This is a genomic window from Serratia sp. CY76391, from assembly GCF_052166695.1.
GTDB classification, from domain to species: Bacteria; Pseudomonadota; Gammaproteobacteria; order Enterobacterales; family Enterobacteriaceae; genus Serratia; species Serratia nematodiphila.
The window spans coordinates 717805-735687 of the sequence record NZ_JBJNOJ010000001.1; the positions used below are offsets into that span (position 1 = coordinate 717805).

The window sequence follows — 17883 nt, forward strand, 5'->3', positions numbered from 1 at the left end:
GCCTCTAGACGGCGCTATTGGCGCTACTTCACGGCCAGTTCGTCCACATGGATAGAAGATGTGGTGGACGGTATCGCTTTCTTGCGCAGGAAGCGTCTTTCCACAAGATGCCAGGATAACGCACCGAGGAATAAGGTCATTAATGCGCTAAGCAGCATACTGCTGTAAAAACCCAACGACGTATGGTTTATGACAATTTGTTGCACTGGGAACGCATAAATATAGACGCCATAAGAGTAATCAAATCGGCCATAGATAAATTTGTCCGTTATTGACACACCCATGATAATGACCAGTGTGGGAATGATGAGGTAGCCTAACACCCGCAATTCATAACTCCCTTTCAGTACATAAAGCAAAACGATACCTGACAGGAAGATAAATTTCTTGGCATTTCTATTATTCCAACTGCTTTCCGTTAATGCCATTAAGGCTCCCAGAAAGAAGGCGACGGCGCGTGGCGTAAACAGTTGCAGCGAAATTGAATAGAATCCGAGAGTTGTTGGATTTGACAGAAAATAAATAGTGAGCGCCACCATGGCGAGCAGAACGATGAGTATTGGCTTGATATTTTTTGCGAAGCAAAAAGCGACGGCAAGAATAAGATAGCAAGCGAACTCTAACGGCAACGTCCAGAGGCTGCCATTTATCGCGTTAGGATAAATGTAGTGCTGTGCCATAGTGATAGGGTCAGCACCGCGTAAGGCGACCAGATTGATCGCAGCAATCAACGATCTTTTAGTGAAGACACTTTCTGGCTGTAGAATTAGGCCTAAGGCGACGTAGAGAACGATGCTGCATACGACAAGCGCCGGGAATATTCGCTTTATTCTTTTTTCCATAAAAGAGACAAAGCTCCCGCTTCTCATCCCTGACTGAGCGATCAGATACCCGGAAACGCCAAAGAATATGACAACGGCTAAGCCACCAAAACTTTCAAATCCCAGGAAGGACGGTTCGGCTTTGCCGCTCAAAGCGAAATGGTGCGAATAAAGGACAAGGAATGCTGCAAAAATACGAATAACATCAAAACAGTTTTTTTGATGAGAATAGAGAGGCTTCATTTTCTTTTTTTACACAAAAAATGGGTTGCTGGATTTTAGTTCATCTCACTTCAAGTTTAAAGTTTTTCCCCTCATTGCTCTCCCTTTCTGTCAACTCATGTAACAAAATGTGAATTTTCCCTGCTATGAATTTGTGCCTTGATGCGACCTATCGCACCAATCACTACCCACCCGGCTCAATCCTGAGTTAACATGTGTGCCACATCACAAAACCTGCTGGCCGACGTTGCCGGCAGGGTCATCCTCAGACAGGAGTTCCTAAATGTCCAAGCAACAAATCGGCGTTGTCGGCATGGCGGTAATGGGCCGCAACCTCGCGCTGAACATCGAGAGCCGTGGTTACACCGTTTCCATTTTCAACCGTTCTGGCGACAAAACTGACGAAGTGATCGCTGAGAACCCGGGCAAGAATCTGGCGCCGTATTACACCGTTGAAGAGTTTGTTGAATCGCTGGAAAAACCGCGCCGCATCCTGCTGATGGTGAAAGCGGGCGAAGCAACGGATAAAACCATTGCCTCGCTGACTCCGCACCTGGACAAGGGCGACATCTTGATCGACGGCGGCAACACCTACTATCAGGACACCATCCGTCGTAACCGCGAACTGTCCGACCAGGGCTTCAACTTCATCGGCACCGGCGTTTCCGGCGGTGAAGAGGGCGCGTTGAAAGGGCCTTCCATCATGCCTGGTGGCCAGAAAGAAGCTTACGAGCTGGTGGCGCCAATCCTGGAGAAAATCGCTGCGGTTGCGGAAGGCGAGCCTTGCGTGACCTACATCGGCGCAGACGGTGCCGGCCACTATGTGAAGATGGTGCACAACGGCATCGAATACGGCGACATGCAGCTGATTGCCGAAGCCTATTCTCTGCTGAAACAGGCGCTGAATCTGAGCAACGAGCAGCTGGCCGAAACCTTCGCCGAGTGGAACAAGGGCGAGCTGAACAGCTACCTGATCGACATCACCAAAGACATCTTCACCAAGAAAGACGAAGAGGGTAAATACCTGGTCGATGTGATCCTGGACGAAGCCGCCAACAAAGGCACCGGCAAATGGACCAGCCAGAGCTCGCTGGATCTGGGCGAACCGCTGTCGCTGATCACCGAATCGGTATTCGCACGCTACCTGTCCTCGCTGAAAGATCAGCGCGTTGCTGCCTCTAAAGTGCTGACCGGCCCGAAAGTGGCGCCGTTCACCGGCGACAAAGCTGAATTCATCGAGAAAGTGCGTCGCGCGCTGTATCTGGGCAAAATCGTGTCCTACGCGCAGGGCTTCTCTCAGCTGAAAGCCGCGTCTAAAGAAAACAACTGGGATCTGCACTACGGCGAAATCGCCAAGATCTTCCGCGCCGGTTGCATCATCCGCGCTCAGTTCCTGCAGAAGATCACCGACGCTTACGCGGCGGATGCCGATATCGCCAACCTGCTGCTGGCGCCATACTTCAAGCAAATCGCCGACGAATACCAGCAGGCGCTGCGTGACGTGGTGGCCTACGCCGTGCAGAACGGTATCCCTACGCCAACCTTCTCCGCTGCGATCGCTTACTACGACAGCTACCGTTCCGCGGTGCTGCCGGCGAACCTGATCCAGGCGCAGCGCGACTACTTCGGTGCGCACACCTATAAACGTATCGACAAGGAAGGCGTGTTCCATACCGAATGGATGGAATAAGCCCGCTCGTTGAGCGATAAAAAAAGCCGCCGAGGTTAACGCCCGGCGGCTTTTTTATTGCGTGCGAGTTAACGTCATGCTTTTTTCTGATGCCGCTCGCGCAGCCGGCCAATCACCGCGCTCAGATCCAGATCCTGGTCCTGCAGCAGCACCAGCAGGTGATAGATCAGGTCCGAAGCTTCGTTGGTCAGCTCTTCGCGATCGTTGACCGTGGCGGCCAGCGCGGTTTCCACGCCTTCCTCCCCGACCTTCTGCGCGATGCGCTTGGTGCCGCTGGCATACAGGCTGGCGGTGTACGAGCTGTCCGGGCTGGCGTGCTTGCGCTCCGCCAACAGCTGCTCCAGCTGATAGAGGAACGCCCAGTCGCTGGCGGCCGGGTGGAAGCAGCTGCTGTTGCCGAGGTGGCAGGTCGGGCCGATCGGGTTGGCCAATATCAGCAGCGTATCGTTATCGCAGTCCGGCGTGATGCTGACCACCTTAAGGAAGTGGCCGGAGCTTTCACCCTTGGTCCACAGGCGCTGCTTGGTGCGCGAGAAGAAGGTGACGTTGCCGCTTTGCTCGGTGGTGGCCAGCGCTTCCGGCGTCATGTAACCCAGCATCAGCACTTCGCCGGAAACGGCGTGCTGCACGATGGCCGGCATCAGGCCATCGGTTTTTTCCCAGTCCAGCTGGTTTCTCTGTTGTTCTGTCAGCACACGCGAATCTCCACGCCTTGTTCAACCAGGAACCTTTTCAGTTCGCCGATATTGATGAGTTGTTTGTGGAACACCGACGCCGCCAGCGCGCCGTCGACGTCCGCATCGCGGAACGCTTCCAGGAAGTGTTCCATCGTGCCCGCGCCGCCGGAGGCGATCAGCGGCACTTTGCAGACCTCGCGCACCCGGCGCAGCTGCTGCAGATCGTAACCGTTACGCACGCCGTCCTGGTTCATCATGTTCAGCACGATCTCACCGGCGCCGCGGCGCTGCACTTCCTGCACCCAGTCGAGGGTTTCCCACTGGGTGACGCGGGTGCGGCTCTCGTCGCCGGTATATTGGTTGACGTGATACTTGCCGGTTTCACTGTCGAACCAGGTGTCGATGCCTACCACGATGCACTGCACGCCAAAGCGATCCGCCAGGCGGCTAATCAGCTCAGGATCGGCCAGCGCCGGCGAGTTGATGGAAATCTTGTCGGCGCCGAAAGACAGGATCTGGCTGGCGTCCTCGGCGCTTTTAATGCCGCCGGCGACGCAGAACGGAATATCAATCACCTCCGCCACGCGCGACACCCAGCTTTTGTCCACCACCCGGCCATCGCTCGAGGCGGTGATATCGTAAAACACCAGCTCGTCCGCGCCTTCCTGCGCATAGCGCTGCGCCAGCGGCACGATGTCGCCGATGATTTCGTGGTTGCGGAACTGCACGCCTTTCACCACTTGCCCGTCTTTAACATCCAGGCACGGGATTATCCGTTTTGCCAGCATGCGATCGCCTCCTCAACGCTAAATTTACCTTCCAGCAGGGCGCGCCCCACGATCACGCCGGCAACGCCGCTGCCGCGCAGCTGGGCGATGTCGTCCAGATTGCCGATGCCGCCCGAGGCCTGGAAGGCCACCTGCGGATAACGGCGGCTGATCTCCTGATACAGCGCCACGTTGGAACCGGCCAGCGTGCCGTCGCGCGAAATATCGGTGCACAGCACGTGCTTGAGCCCGTAGGGCAGGAACTGTTCCACCACCTGCTCCAGCGTGGCGTCGGAGTCTTCTTGCCAGCCGCTGATGGCCACGCGCTTCACGCCCTGCGCGTCGATGCGCACGTCCAGCGCCAGCACCAGCGCGTCGGCGCCGTAGCGCTCGAACCAGTTTTGCACCAACTGCGGCTGTTTCACCGCGGTGGAGCCGATCACCACGCGCGTGGCGCCGGCCTCCAGCAGGGCGCTGACGTCTTGTTCGTTGCGGATGCCGCCGCCGACCTGCACCGGCACGTCAACCCCCGCCAGCAGCTTGCGCAGCAGCGGGATCTGGCGCGCCGCCGGATCCTTGGCGCCGGTCAGATCGACCAGGTGCAGCACCTGGGCGCCCTGTTGTTGATAGTCCTGCAGGCGCAGCAGCGGATCGTTGCCGTAGTCGCGCTGCTGGCCGTAATCGCCCTGATGCAAACGCACCACGTTGCCGTCGATCAAATCCAAAGCCGGAATAATCATGCTGCCTACATCTCCAGAAAGTTTTTCAACAGTTGTGCGCCGGCCGCTCCAGAACGTTCTGGATGAAACTGCACGCCGAAGAAGTTGTCTTTTTGCACGGCGGCGGTGAAGGGCTCGCCGTAGTTCGCCTGAGCGATGGTGCTGGGGCATATCGGCATCGCATAGCTGTGTACGAAATAGAAGTAGGCGCCGTCATCGATGCCGCGGAACAGATGGTGACCCGCCTGTGCGGATACCTGGTTCCAGCCCATGTGCGGCAGCGGCAGGCCGAAGTCGGTCATCTGCTTTACCGGCGTATCGATGAGGCCGAGCGTCGTTATGCCGCCGTTCTCTTCGCTGCTGGCCGCCAGCAGCTGCATGCCGAGGCAGATGCCCAGCACCGGCTGCGTGCAGGCCCTGATCAGTTCGATCAGATCGCGTTCGCGCAGCTGATCCATCGCCGCCTGCGCGGTGCCGACGCCCGGCAGGAACAGCTTGTCGGCGCGCAGCACGATCTCCGGATCGCGGCTCACTTCCGGCTGATAACCCAGGCGCCGCACCGCGTAGGTGACGGAGGCCAGGTTGGCGCAGCCGGTATCCAAAATCACCACGTTCATCACAGCACTCCTTTCGAACTCGGCAGGGTATTGCCCTCGACGCGGATCGCCTGGCGCAGCGTGCGGCCAAACACTTTGAACAGGCTCTCGACCCGGTGGTGGTCGTTTTTGCCCTTGGTCTTCAGGTGCAGCGTGCAGCCCATGGTGTAAGAGAGCGAACGGAAGAAGTGCTCGACCATTTCGGTGCTGAGATCGCCGACGCGCTGATAGTTGAACTCGGCCTTGTACTCCAGGTGCGGGCGGCCGGAGATATCCAGCGCGCAGCGCGCCAGGCATTCGTCCATCGGCAGCACGAAGCCGAAGCGGGCGATGCCGCGCTTGTCGCCGAGCGCCTTGTTCAGCGCTTCACCCAACGCCAGGCCGGTGTCCTCTACCGTGTGGTGATCGTCGATATACAGGTCGCCTTTGACGTCGATCTCCATGCGGAAGCCGCCGTGGGTGGCGATCTGATCCAGCATGTGATCGAAGAAGCCGACGCCGGTTTTGATCTTGCTGCCGCCTTCGCGATCCAGCCAGACGTTGACGTCGATCTGCGTCTCTTTGGTCACGCGATTAACCCGCGCGTGACGGTCACGCAGGGTCAGCTGGCGCACGATCTCTTTCCAGCCCAGCACGCCGCGCTGGTAACGCAGCCCCTGGATGCCCATGTTTTCCGCCAGCTGCACATCGGTCGGCCGATCGCCGATCACGTAACTGTGCGCGGTATCGAGCACGCCGGGTTCAAGGTAGCCTTTCACCAGCGCGGTTTTCGGCTTGCGGCAGTCGCAGTTGTCCGCCGGCAGGTGCGGGCAGATCAGCACATCGGCGAACTGAATGCCCTGGGAGCTGAGGATCTGCATCATCAGGTTGTGCGGCGGATCGAAGGTCTCCTGCGGGAAACTGGCGGTGCCGAGCCCATCCTGATTGGTGATCATCACCAGCTGATATCCCGCCTGTTGCAGCGCCAGCAGGGAAGGGATCACGTCTGGCTCGAGCGCCAGCTTGTCCAGGCGGTCAACCTGGAAATCTTCCGGTGGCTCGGCGATCAGCGTGCCGTCACGATCGATAAAGAGGATTTTTTGGCTCACATTGGCTCCTGGCGAGTCTGGTTGGCGCCGGGCAGGGCGGACAACGCGTCCACCACGCGTTGACATTCGTCGCGGGTGCCTATGGTGATGCGCAGGCAGCCGGACAACCCGGGCTGTTTGTTTTGGTCTCGTAAGATAATGCCCTGATCCCACAAGCTTTTAAACACATTACTTGAGGCGGTGAAGCGGGCCAGCAGGTAATTGCTGTCGCTGGCGAAAACCTGCTCGACGCAGGCGCATTTCTCCAGCTGTTGCTGCAGCCAGCTGCGGGTGGCTGCGATGTCGGTGACGCGCTGGCGCATGGTGCGGATACCTTCTTCGCTCAGCGCCTGCGCGGCGATATCCGCCACCGGCGTCGAGAGCGGGTAAGGGGCGATCACCTTCAGCAGCAGGGCAATCAGATCTTCATTGGCGAGCGTAAAGCCGCAGCGCAGGCCGGCCAGCGCAAAGGCCTTTGACAGCGTACGCAGAATAGCCAGGTGCGGGTAGTCGCTCAGCCAACCGGCCACCGAGGCCTGCGGGCAAAACTCGATATAGGCTTCGTCCACCGCGACGATCGCTTTGCCTTTGGCCAGCTCCAGCAGATTGCGCAGAGAGTCCGGGTCGATCAGGTTGCCGGTCGGGTTGTTCGGGCTGCAGACGTAGATCAACTTCACGTTGTCCAGGCTGTCTGCGATGGCCGGCAGATCCAGCTGCCAGTCCTCTTTGGCGGCCACGGTGCGGCGCTCCACGCCAAAGGTTTCGGCGCTGACGGCGTACATGCCGTAGGTCGGCGGGCAGAACAGAATGGCGTCTTTGCCCGGCTCGCAGAAGGCGCGGATCAGCAGCTCGATGCCTTCATCGGCACCGCGGCTGACCAGCACCTGTTCTTTCTTCACCCCGGCGTAGGCGGCGTAGCGTTCGATCACCTGCGCCGGCTGGCACTCCGGATAGCGGTTGAAGGTTTGCGCGGTCAGCTGGAATTCCGGGGCGATCGGGTATTCGTTGGCGTTCAGCCATACGTCACCCTTGCCGCCGAGGCGGCGCGCCGATTGATAAGGGGTCAGCTCGCGAACGTTGGCGCGCGCCAGTTTTTCGATGCTCATGCTTGCTCCTTCAGGGCGGCGACGCGCAGGGTCACGGCGTTCTTGTGGGCGATCAGCTGCTCGGCGGCAGCCAGCGTCTCGATGGTGGCGGCCAGGTTGCTGAAGCCCTGCGGCGTCAGCTCCTGCACCGTCATGCGTTTTTGAAAGTCGGCCAGGCCCAGGCTGGAGCAGGTGGCGGTGTAGCCGTAGGTCGGCAGCACGTGGTTGGTGCCGGAGGCGTAATCGCCGGCGGACTCCGGCGACCAGTCGCCGAGGAACACCGAACCGGCGCTGGTGATGCCGTCCACCAGTTCGCGCGCATTGCGGGTCTGAATAATCAGGTGCTCCGGGCCGTAGCGGTTGCTGATCGCTACGCACTCAGCCAGATCGCGCGCTACGATCAGGCGGCTGCTCGCCAGCGCCTGGCGGGCGGTCTCGGCGCGTGGCAGCTCGGCCAGTTGGCTTTCCACTGCTTCGGCCACCGCCTGCGCCATTGCCGCGTCCGGCGTCAGCAGGATCACCTGCGAATCCGGGCCGTGTTCGGCCTGCGACAGCAGATCGGAAGCGACGAACGCCGGAGTGGCGCCGGCGTCGGCGATCACCAGCACCTCCGAAGGGCCGGCCGGCATGTCGATGGCCGCGCCATCAAGGCGCTGACTGACCTGCCGCTTGGCTTCGGTCACGAAGGCGTTGCCCGGCCCGAAGATCTTCGCCACGCGCGGCACGCTCTCGGTGCCGAACGCCAGGGCGGCGATCGCCTGCGCGCCCCCGACCTGAAACACTTCCTGCACGCCGCACAGCTGCGCCGCATACAGGATCTCATCGGTGATCGGCGGCGGTGAGCACAGCACCACCCGGCGGCAGCCGGCGATGCGCGCCGGCGTCGCCAGCATCAGCACGGTGGAGAACAGCGGCGCCGATCCGCCGGGAATATACAGGCCGACCGAGTCGATGGGGCGGGTCACCTGTTGGCAGCGCACGCCCGGTTGCGTTTCGACGTCCACCGGCGGCAGCTGCTGCGCGTTGTGGAAGGTTTCCACGTTGGCGACGGCTACTGCCATCGCCTGTTTGATGTCGTCGCCCAACCGCGCGGTGGCGGCGGCGATCTGCTCGGCGCTGACGCGCAGCGCCGAGACTTCCGCCTTGTCGAAACGGGCGCTGTAGTCGCGCAGCGCCCGATCGCCGTTGGCCTTCACGTTGTCGAGGATCTCGCTCACCGTGCGGGTGATGCTGTCGGAGGCGGCGATGGCCGGGCGCATCAGCAGCTCGGCCTGGCGTTCGGCGCTGCTGGTCGCCCAATCGATCGGCGTGTTGAAGGTCGACATGGCGTTACTCCATCATCTTTTCAATCGGCAGCACCAGAATCGAGCTGGCGCCGAGCGCTTTCAGTTTTTCCATGGTTTCCCAGAACAGGGTTTCGCTGCTCACCATGTGCATCGCCACGCGGTTCTGCGCGCCGGCCAGCGGCAGAATGGTCGGGCGCTCGGCGCCCGGCAACAGCGCGACGATCTCGTCCAGTTTCTCGCTCGGCGCGTGCAGCATGATGTATTTGGATTCACGCGCCTGGATCACGCCCTGAATGCGGGTCATCAGGCGATCGATCAGCTGCTGTTTGGCTTCCGGCATTTCGCCGTCGCGCTGGATCAGGCAAGCCTTGGAGCGGTAGATCACTTCTACTTCACGCAGGCCGTTGGCCTCCAGCGTGGCGCCGGTAGAGACCAGATCGCAGATGGCGTCGGCCAGACCGGCGCGCGGCGCCACTTCCACCGAGCCGTTCAGCAGGCAAGATTTGAAGCGCACGCCCTGCTTGTCGAGGTATTGCTTCAGCAGGTGCGGGTAAGAGGTGGCGATGCGGGCGTCCTGCAGGCTTTGCGGGCCGGTGTATTCGGCGTCGAGCGGGGTGGCCAGCGACAGGCGGCAGCCGCCGAAATCGAGGCGGCGCAGCGTGAAGTAACGCGGGTCTTCGCCCTGGGCGCGGCGGCTGAGCAGCTCTTCTTCCAGCACGTTTTCGCCGATGATGCCGAGATCGACCACGCCGTCCATCACCAGGCCCGGAATATCGTCGTCGCGCACGCGCAGGATATCGATCGGCATGTTCTCGGCGAAGGCGATCAGACGCTGCTGCTGCAGGTTGATCTTGATGCCGCAGCGCGCCAGCAGTTCCTGGGATTCATCGCTCAGGCGGCCCGACTTCTGCATTGCGATCCGTAAACGTGTCTTGTCCAGCATGGTAACCTCTGTTTAATCTGTAATTTTATGAATTTATTGTAAAAACTATTCTTTCTGTCTGTCCGGAGCCAAAAAAAAACCCTCGGAAGAAATCTTCCGAGGGCTCTCTCTTGCGTTCTGCGCGCCACTGGAAGATTAACAAACCGTCTTCCAGCACTCATCGCCTGAAAGACTAGTCAGGGTGATGGTGATGATGGTGGTTGAACTGAACGCGTGTCATGGTGTTTTTCTCTAATCAAAAGCCGGTAAAAACCGTATGCCAATTAAGCTAAACTATCCGCTGTCCACCGCGCAACCCTTTTTTAACGTCATAAATTTAATTTATTGAAACAGGTTAGGTTATTAGCCACAGACAGCTTTACCTGACCTTAAGCCGGGCAGATTGTATCGCCGTGCGCAGTGGCGTAGCCTTAGGGGTAGGGCGCTGCGATCTTCAGGAGAGGAAGAGGATGAAAAAGGTAGCCATTATTGGTTTGGGTTGGCTGGGCATGCCGTTGGCGCTGTCGCTGATGGGGCGCGGGTATGACGTGGTCGGTAGCAAAACCACGCCGGACGGCGTCGAGGCCGCGCGCATGAGCGGCATCGAATGCTACCAACTGGAACTGACGCCGGAGCTGTTGTGCGATCCGGACGATCTGGAATCGCTGCTGCGCGTGGATGCGTTGGTGGTGACACTGCCCGCTCGCCGCACCGTCGAAGGCAGCGAAAACTATTTCAATGCGGTGCGCATGCTGGTGGACAGCGCGATGGCCTTTGGCGTGCCGCGGGTGATCTTCACCAGTTCCACCTCGGTGTACGGCGAAACCGCCGGCACGCTGCGCGAAGAGTCGCCGCTGCGGCCGGTCTCGCCGTCGGGCCGGGTTCTGGCCGAGCTGGAACGCTGGCTGCATGAATTGCCGAACACCTCGGTGGACATTCTGCGGCTGGCGGGGCTGGTGGGCGCCGATCGTCACCCCGGCCGCTTCCTGGCAGGCAAGCTCGATGTGAAGGGCGGTTCGCAGGGGGTGAATCTGGTGCACCAGGACGACGTCATCGCCGCCATCCAGCTGTTGCTGAAGCTGCCGAAGGGCGGTCACGTGTACAACCTGTGCGCGCCGCGTCATCCGGCCAAGCGCGAATTTTATCCGGCGCTGGCCGAGCAGCTGCACCTGGAGCCGCCGCAGTTCGCCGACGAAGCGGAGCAGGATGAGCGGCTGGTGGACGGCAACCGCATCTGCAACGAGCTGGGTTTTGAGTACCAGCATCCCGATCCGGCGCGTATGCCGGTCAGTTAAGACGGTATATGTCGTTTAAAGCGGGAACAGATGGCTCGTCACAAAGTCGACGAACAGCCTGATTTTGACTGACAGGTGGCGGCCCGACGGCCAGAGGACATGAAAAACCATGTTCTCGCGGTGGTACTCATCCAAAACCGTCACCAGGCTGCCCTGTTCCAGCTGTCTGCGTACGGCTATCTCCGGCAAATAAGCGATGCCGAGCCCTTGTTCCGCGAAGCACACCTGCGGATCGAGGGTATTTGTCACCATGCTGGCCGGCCGTTCGGGGAGCATCTCCGTCTTGTCCCCCAGCGGCCAGATATCCAGTTTGCCGGTGCTGGGAAAGCGATAATGCAAACGGGCATGGCTTGTCAGATCCTCGGGCTTGCGCGGCATACCCGCTTGGCTGAAATAACCCGGCGCGCCAACGAAAACCTTGCGGCAGGTCCCCAACCGGCGGGCAACCAGCCGTGAATCGCTTGGGGTTCCGCTGCGGATAACGGCATCGAAACCTTCCTCAATCACGTCAACCAGCCGATCCGAATAATCAATATCCAGCTCGATCTCAGGATAGCGGCGCTTGAAGTCCCCCAGTTTTGGCATGAAAAGCGTGCCCAGCGACGGGAGACTGATGCGCAGCTTACCCTGGGGCGTTCCTCGCGTTTGCAACAGTTCGGCTTCCGCGTCTTTCACCTCGCTCAAAATGCGACGGCACCTTTCCAGGAACAAGGCGCCTTCCGGCGTCAGGTTGACCGTGCGGGTGGAGCGGTGAAACAACCGCACGCTGAGCCGTTCCTCCAGCCGGGCGATGGTTTTGCTGACCGCCGACGCGGAGATCCCCAGCTGCTGCCCGGCCGCCGTGAAACTGCGGCTTTCACTGACCCGCACGAAAACGTCGAGAGAACCCAAGCTTTCCATAGGCTTCCATTCTATTGGTGACATTTATGTCATGAGTGTTGTTCACTTTAGCCTATTTTTCTTTTATCAGCGAGTGGGCAGCATGATGCAAGCGTCATCCGCAATGAGCGGAAACATCTTTGAATGGGGAGTGATTGATGAATCAAACGACGATATCTGCGCCTGCCGGGAGCATCGAGCGGTTGCCGCTGGGGGGCCTGCTGGCATTGGCAATGGCCGCTTTCATCACGTTGCTGACCGAGATCATGCCGGCGGGCGTGCTTTCTTCGATCGCGGGCGATTTGAACGTGTCTGAAAGCCTGGCGGGGCAATTCATCACCGCCTATGCGGTGGGCGCGTTGGTCGCCGCCATTCCGCTGACCGCATTGACGCAAGGCATGCGGCGCCGCCCCTTGCTGTTGAGCGCGATCTGCGGTTTTGCCATCGTCAACCTCGTCACGGCGCTGTCGCATGACTACCATGTCTCATTGGCAACGCGCTTCTTCGCCGGCGTTTTCGGCGGCATCGTTTGGTCTTTGCTGGCCGGTTACGCCGTGCGCATGTCACCGGCTCATCTTGGCGGCCGCGCTATTGCGATCTCCGGCGCCGGCGCCACCCTGGCGTTGGTGCTCGGCGTGCCGCTCGGCACGTTGCTTGGTCGAGCCATCGGTTGGCAGGGCGCCTTTGGCCTGATGACGTTGATGGCGCTGGCGCTCGTGGCGTGGATCATCGCTATCGTGCCGGATTTCCCCGGCCAGGCTAAGGCGCATCGCCCGTCTCTGAGCGGCGTCTTCTTGCAGTGCGGGATCCGCGCCGTGCTGTTCGTGGTGTTCACCTTCATCGTTGCCCACAACATTCTGTATATCTACCTGGAGCCTTTCCTCAAGCCGTCGGGGTTATCCGAGCGGGTCGATATCGTGCTGTTTATCTTCGGGCTGGGCGCGATTGCCGGATTAGGCATCGCCGGGATGCTGGTCGATCGGCGAGTCCAATCTCTTACGGTGATGAGTATCGTTATCTTTTCCCTCGCCGCCGTGCTGCTGGGGAGCGGGGGACGGGCGGCCCCGATTGTCTATCTCTCCGTCGCATTGTGGGGCGTGGCTTTCGGCGGTTTCGCCACCCTCACGCAGACGGCATTGTCACGGCTTTCCGGCCGTGCGGCCGACGTTGCGCAGTCCATGTATACGACGGGCTGGAATACCGCCGTGGCCGCCGGTGGCGCGGTCGGCGGCATGTTGCTCGACGAGGGCGGAGCGGCCTCTTTTGCCTGGGCCATCATCGGGTTCCTCGTCCTGTCTTTAACCGGCACGCTGTTTGCCATGAATCGGGCGCTGGCCTCTCAGCGATGAGGTGATTGGCGTGCGGTGCGCGCCAAATCCTCCAGCAGCGCGTTCAACGCCTCGTCGGGCTGGACGGGGCGGCTGACCAGGCTAAGCGTGGCGCGATAAGAGAGCGCCGTGCCGCCCAACTGCCGCAGCAGCCCCTGTTCCACCCAGCGCGCCGCGTAGTGGGTGGGCAGATAGCCAAGACAGGTACCGCTCAGCACCAGATGGGCGACGCTTTCCATATGGTGAGCCACCGCCGCCAAGTGAGGCGGCGCGATCGGGCACAGCTGCTGCGCAAGCAGGTAGCCGCGCTTGACCCAGCGCGCGTTTTCAATCTGCTCGCGCTCGGGTTCTTCCACCGCGAACAGCGGGTGATCCGTGCTGCAGTAGATCGCCTGTATTTCCTCCAGCCATGGCTGATAACGTAACTCCTCCAGCTGTTGGCCGAAGTAGCCGATGCCCAGATCGAGCTGCTGGTGCAGCAGCCCTTGCTCAATCTCGTTCGGCGAACAGATGCGGCACTGCAATTGCACGTCCTGATGGCGCCGCTGAAAGTGCTTGATGGCCTGGCTGAACGGATTGCCCGGCAGCGAAACCAGATTGTCCACCAGACCGATTTGCAGATCGCCGGTCAGCAGGCCGTTCAGCGACTGGCTGACCCGGGTGAAGTCGCGGGCGGCGTTGAACAGCGAACGGCAGGCGATCAGCATGCGTTCGCCCTTGGGCGTCAGCCGGAAGCCGGAGCGCCCGCGTTGGCACAGGCGAAAACCCAGTCGGGTTTCCAACGAGGCCAGATGGGTGCTGATGGTGGATTGGTTCATCAGCAGCGCTTCCTGCGCGGCGCTGACGCCCTGGGCTTCCGCTACTGCGACGAACACCCGCAGCAGTTTCAGATCGATATCGCTTAGGTTGGTGAGCATTCCCCCTCCGCAGTACGTCGGCCGGTTAACCCATTTTTAACATCGAAGAAATAGGTGCGGCGCTGAAGATATGGCCTTCCTTATGGCATGAAGTTGAAATAAAAATCAATACTTCAATAAGTTAGTTGCATCGCGTTTTCCGATGTTTACATGCAAAAGCGGGAATGGTAGCCGAGGTGGCCGACGGGGTAGCCTGCAAATGTTGCTCAAATGTTTCAATCAATCGCAGATAACGACAAGGAAACGCCATGCTGAACCAACCCCAAAGCGGTAACGATATGCCGCGCTTTGCCGGCCTCCCCACCATGATGCGCCTGCCCGCGGCAGAACAGGCGCGCGGTCTGGACGCCGCCTTTGTCGGCATTCCGCTCGATATCGGCACCTCCAACCGCAGCGGCACTCGCTATGGCCCGCGCCAGATCCGCCAGGAATCGGTGATGATCCGTCCTTACAACATGGGCACCGGCTCTGCGCCGTTTGAACGGCTGCAGGTGGCCGATCTGGGGGATGTCGCGATCAACCCCTACAGCCTGGCGGACAGCGTGCAGCGCATCGAGGCGGCTTACCACGAGATCCTGGCGCACGGCTGCACGCCGTTGACGCTCGGCGGCGATCACACCCTGACGCTGCCGGTGCTGCGCGCCGTCGCCCGTCGTCATGGCCCGGTCGGGCTGATCCACGTCGATGCGCATTCCGATACCAACGAGGAGATGTTCGGCGAACAGCTGGCGCACGGCACCACCTTCCGCCGCGCGTTTGAGGAAGGGCTGCTGGCGCCGGAAAAGGTGGTGCAGATTGGCCTGCGCGGCAGTGGCTATGCGGCGGACGACTTCGACTGGTCACGCCGCCAGGGCTTTCGTGTGGTGCCGGCTGAGGCCTGCTGGCACCGGTCACTGACACCGCTGATGGCGGAGATCCGCGAACAGATGGGCGACGCGCCGGTTTATCTCAGTTTCGATATCGACGGGCTGGATCCGGCCTTCGCACCGGGCACCGGCACGCCGGAGGTCGGCGGGCTGTCGGTCTGGCAAGGGCTGGAGATCGTGCGCGGCTGTCATGGGCTAAACCTGGTCGGCGGCGACGTGGTGGAGGTGTCGCCGCCTTACGATCGCTCCGGTAACACCGCGCTGTTGGCCGCCAACCTGCTGTTTGAAATGTTGTGCGTGCTGCCGGCCCGCTGAGGCCGGTGCACTGACTCTACCGGCGGAGCGGTTGCGTCGGGGCCCCTGATAACAATAACTACGGAGTGGAGGTACCCATGAATCTCGATTTGCTGGTCGTGGTGTTTTACTTTCTGGTGATAGGCGCGGTGGGATGGATGGGCATTCGCCGCGCCAATTCCAAAGAGGCGTATCTGGTGGCCGGGCGCAACCTGGGGCCGGGGCTGTATCTGGGCACGCTGTCGGCGGTGGTACTCGGCGGTGCGTCGACCATCGGCAGCGTCAAACTCGGTTATACCTACGGTATCTCCGGCGTCTGGCTGTGCGGCGCGCTGGGGCTGGGCATTGTGGTGCTGAGCCTGGTGCTGGCCAAGCCGCTGCTCAAGCTGAAACTGTATACCGTCAGCCAGGTGCTGTCGCGGCGCTATCACCCGGCGGCGCGGGTCACCAGCGGCGCGATCATGCTGGCGTATGACCTGATGGTGGCGGTGACCTCGATCATCGCCATCGGCAGCGTAATGCAGGTGATGTTCGGCCTGTCGTTCAGCGCATCCATTCTGCTCGGCGGCGGGCTGGTGGTGCTGTATTCGACGCTGGGCGGCATGTGGTCGCTGACGCTGACCGACATCATTCAGTTCATCATCATGACCGTCGGCATGATGCTGGTGCTGATGCCGATGAGCATCGTCAAGGCCGGCGGCTGGGAGGCGTTCACCAGCCTGCTGCCCACCGGTTACTACCAGCTGTCGTCGATTGGGCTGGACACCATTCTGGTGTTCTTCCTGATCTACTTCTTCGGCATTCTGATCGGCCAGGACATTTGGCAGCGGGTGTTCACCGCCCGCAGCGCCAATGTGGCGCGCTTCGCCGGGCTGGGGGCGGGCGTCTATTGCGTGCTGTACGGCGTGACCGGCGCGCTGATCGGCATGGCCGGCAAGATCGTGCTGCCGTCGCTCAGCAATACCGATAGCGCCTTTGCCGCCATCGCGCAGGCGGTGTTGCCGGTCGGCGTCAGCGGGCTGGTGGCCGCCGCGGCCCTGGCGGCGCTGATGTCCACCGCCAGCGCCTGCCTGTTGGCGTCTTCGACCATCGCGCTGGAGGACGTGCTGCCGGCCATCCGCCGTAAACCTTCCGGCGGGCTGGCCGCCGGGCGCTTCACCACGCTTTTCATGGGCGCGGTCATGCTGGGGCTGGCGTTTGTGGTGCGCGACGTGCTGGCGGCGCTGACGCTGGCTTACAACCTGCTGGTGGGCGGCATGCTGATCCCGCTGGTGGGGGCGATCTTCTGGCCGCGCGCCACCAGCGCCGGTGCCATCGCCAGCATGCTGACCGGCAGCCTGTGCGTGGTGGGGCTGATGATCTGGCACGGCATCGACGCTAACAGCCCGATCTACGGCGGTCTGCTGGGCGGCGGCGTCGCCTTCGTGCTGGGCAGCCTGCTGAGCCGCCCGGCGCCGCAGCTGCAGGCTCAAACTGAACGCTGAGGCGCGATCCGGGCTTTTATCACGGTGCCTTTACTGATTTACTGAGGAGCAGGGTGCATCGCCGCCCTGTCGGTTTAACGGTAAGGGTAAGGAGAAGGTGAGTCATGGGTAAGATCAGCGTCGCATGCTGCCAGTTAGCGCTGCGGGTAGGGGAGGCAGAGCATAATCGGGCGCAGTCCGCTCAGGCGATCCGTCATGCGGCGCAGCGCGGCGCCAACGTCATTGTGTTGCCGGAGTTGGTGAACAGCGGCTATGTGTTGCGCGATAAGGCGGAGGCGTGGGCGTTGGCCGAGACCGAAGACGGGCCTAGCCTAAGCCTGTGGGTGGCCCTGGCGCGTGAGTTGGATGTGGCGATCGTCGCCGGTTTCTGCGAGCGGCTGCCCGATGGCGGAGTGGCCAACAGCGCGGCATTGATCGATGCGCAGGGCGTGAGGGCGATTTATCGCAAGGCCCACCTGTGGCATGAGGAGAGCACGATCTTTACCCCCGGCGATCGGCCGCCGCCGGTCGTCGAGACCCGCTTTGGCCGGTTGGCGGTGATGATCTGCTACGATCTTGAATTCCCCGAATGGGTGCGGCTGCCGGCGCTGGCCGGCGCTCAGCTGCTGTGCGCGCCGGTCAACTGGCCGCAGGCACCGCGCCCGCAGGGCGAACGGCCGGCGGAGATGGTGAAGGCGCAGGCCAACGCCGCCGTCAATCGGCTGTTCATCGCGGTGTGCGATCGCTGTGAAACGGAGCGCGGCGTTGCGTGGATCGGCGGTTCGGTGATCGTCGATGCCGATGGCTATCCGTTGACGCAGAGCCTGACAGGCGAAGGCATGGTGCTGGCGGAAATGGATATCAGTACGGCTGATGACAAGCGCATCGGCCGCTACAATCACGTGCATCGCGATCGGCGGCCGATGCTGTATTGAAGCGGCGGGGCAGTCGGCGGATCCGGCTGCCCCGCCGATCGTTTCTCCGGCGGG

General features: G+C 61.1%; 18 protein-coding genes and 1 other annotated feature. Of the genes, 6 read left to right on the forward strand and 12 right to left on the reverse strand.

The genetic code is table 11. The features are described from left to right. Positions 1–23: 23 nt before the first annotated feature. Entirely contained in the window at positions 24–1064 is a 1041-nt protein-coding gene (locus ACJ8PN_RS03645) for an acyltransferase family protein (RefSeq protein WP_171453668.1), read from the reverse strand. Positions 1065–1326: 262 nt separating this feature from the next. On the opposite strand from ACJ8PN_RS03645, the gene gndA reads away from it, so the two are divergent. Then, entirely contained in the window at positions 1327–2733 is a 1407-nt protein-coding gene (gene gndA / locus ACJ8PN_RS03650) for an NADP-dependent phosphogluconate dehydrogenase (protein ID WP_004938815.1), read from the forward strand. A 74-nt stretch (positions 2734–2807) separates the two neighbouring features. Here gndA and hisIE read toward each other — a convergent pair whose 3' ends face one another. The 9 genes from hisIE to hisL all read right to left on the reverse strand — a co-directional run bounded on the left by hisIE (position 2808) and on the right by hisL (position 10093). After that, positions 2808–3428 carry a bifunctional phosphoribosyl-AMP cyclohydrolase/phosphoribosyl-ATP diphosphatase HisIE gene (gene hisIE / locus ACJ8PN_RS03655; protein ID WP_171453669.1) on the reverse strand — a complete coding sequence of 207 codons (621 nt, stop codon included), beginning with the start codon at positions 3426–3428 and terminating at the stop codon, positions 2808–2810. Beyond that, complete coding sequence (gene hisF / locus ACJ8PN_RS03660) at positions 3422–4198, reverse strand: imidazole glycerol phosphate synthase subunit HisF (RefSeq protein WP_351106584.1); 777 nt, start codon at positions 4196–4198, stop codon at positions 3422–3424. Before hisF ends, hisIE begins: the two co-directional genes overlap by 7 nt. Beyond that, a complete protein-coding gene (hisA, locus tag ACJ8PN_RS03665) occupies positions 4180–4917 on the reverse strand; it encodes a 1-(5-phosphoribosyl)-5-[(5-phosphoribosylamino)methylideneamino]imidazole-4-carboxamide isomerase (RefSeq protein WP_442534620.1) in 738 nt (245 codons plus the stop codon). Before hisA ends, hisF begins: the two co-directional genes overlap by 19 nt. A 5-nt stretch (positions 4918–4922) precedes the next feature. Beyond that, the gene (gene hisH / locus ACJ8PN_RS03670) at positions 4923–5513 is read right to left on the reverse strand and encodes an imidazole glycerol phosphate synthase subunit HisH (RefSeq protein ID WP_021504315.1); all 591 of its coding nucleotides are present in this window, start codon (positions 5511–5513) and stop codon (positions 4923–4925) included. After that, positions 5513–6580, reverse strand: a complete 1068-nt coding sequence (gene hisB, locus ACJ8PN_RS03675; RefSeq protein WP_015377254.1) for a bifunctional histidinol-phosphatase/imidazoleglycerol-phosphate dehydratase HisB — start codon at positions 6578–6580, stop codon at positions 5513–5515. The genes hisH and hisB overlap by 1 nt, the downstream gene beginning before the upstream one ends. Continuing rightward, positions 6577–7665 (reverse strand): histidinol-phosphate transaminase, encoded by a 1089-nt coding sequence (gene hisC / locus ACJ8PN_RS03680; protein WP_171453671.1) that lies wholly within the window; start codon positions 7663–7665, stop codon positions 6577–6579. The genes hisB and hisC overlap by 4 nt, the downstream gene beginning before the upstream one ends. Continuing rightward, positions 7662–8969 carry a histidinol dehydrogenase gene (gene hisD / locus ACJ8PN_RS03685; protein ID WP_351106588.1) on the reverse strand — a complete coding sequence of 436 codons (1308 nt, stop codon included), beginning with the start codon at positions 8967–8969 and terminating at the stop codon, positions 7662–7664. The genes hisC and hisD overlap by 4 nt, the downstream gene beginning before the upstream one ends. Positions 8970–8973: 4 nt before the next feature. Then, positions 8974–9873, reverse strand: coding sequence for an ATP phosphoribosyltransferase (hisG, locus tag ACJ8PN_RS03690; protein ID WP_004938793.1), 900 nt, complete (start codon positions 9871–9873; stop codon positions 8974–8976). 70 nt (positions 9874–9943) lie between these two features. Next, positions 9944–10070, reverse strand: a sequence feature (His leader region). Then, entirely contained in the window at positions 10046–10093 is a 48-nt protein-coding gene (hisL, locus tag ACJ8PN_RS03695) for a his operon leader peptide (protein WP_100396937.1), read from the reverse strand. (Overlaps the previous feature by 25 nt.) Positions 10094–10322: 229 nt before the next feature. Here hisL and ACJ8PN_RS03700 point away from each other — a divergent pair, with 229 nt between their 5' ends. Continuing rightward, complete coding sequence (locus ACJ8PN_RS03700; protein ID WP_442534621.1) at positions 10323–11147, forward strand: SDR family oxidoreductase; 825 nt, start codon at positions 10323–10325, stop codon at positions 11145–11147. Positions 11148–11162: 15 nt separating this feature from the next. On the opposite strand, the gene ACJ8PN_RS03705 is transcribed toward ACJ8PN_RS03700, so the two are convergent. Next, positions 11163–12047, reverse strand: a complete 885-nt coding sequence (locus ACJ8PN_RS03705; RefSeq protein WP_351106592.1) for a LysR family transcriptional regulator — start codon at positions 12045–12047, stop codon at positions 11163–11165. 137 nt (positions 12048–12184) lie between these two features. Between ACJ8PN_RS03705 and ACJ8PN_RS03710 the strand changes: the two genes are divergently transcribed. Further along, positions 12185–13375, forward strand: coding sequence for an MFS transporter (locus ACJ8PN_RS03710; RefSeq protein WP_351106595.1), 1191 nt, complete (start codon positions 12185–12187; stop codon positions 13373–13375). Here the strand turns inward: ACJ8PN_RS03710 and ACJ8PN_RS03715 are convergent. Next, positions 13366–14271, reverse strand: a complete 906-nt coding sequence (locus tag ACJ8PN_RS03715; protein WP_171453674.1) for a LysR family transcriptional regulator — start codon at positions 14269–14271, stop codon at positions 13366–13368. The two genes, ACJ8PN_RS03710 and ACJ8PN_RS03715, sit on opposite strands and share 10 nt — an antisense overlap. A gap of 248 nt (positions 14272–14519) precedes the next feature. Between ACJ8PN_RS03715 and speB the strand changes: the two genes are divergently transcribed. The 3 genes from speB (at position 14520) to ACJ8PN_RS03730 (ending at position 17829) form a co-directional block, all read left to right on the forward strand. Then, the gene (gene speB, locus ACJ8PN_RS03720) at positions 14520–15452 is read left to right on the forward strand and encodes an agmatinase (RefSeq protein ID WP_166729752.1); all 933 of its coding nucleotides are present in this window, start codon (positions 14520–14522) and stop codon (positions 15450–15452) included. A 77-nt stretch (positions 15453–15529) separates the two neighbouring features. Continuing rightward, positions 15530–16915: a sodium:solute symporter gene (locus ACJ8PN_RS03725; RefSeq protein ID WP_411261786.1), complete on the forward strand. Its 1386-nt coding sequence runs from the start codon at positions 15530–15532 to the stop codon at positions 16913–16915. Between the two features lie 104 nt (positions 16916–17019). Beyond that, positions 17020–17829, forward strand: coding sequence for a nitrilase family protein (locus tag ACJ8PN_RS03730; protein WP_351106602.1), 810 nt, complete (start codon positions 17020–17022; stop codon positions 17827–17829). Positions 17830–17883 lie beyond the last annotated feature (54 nt).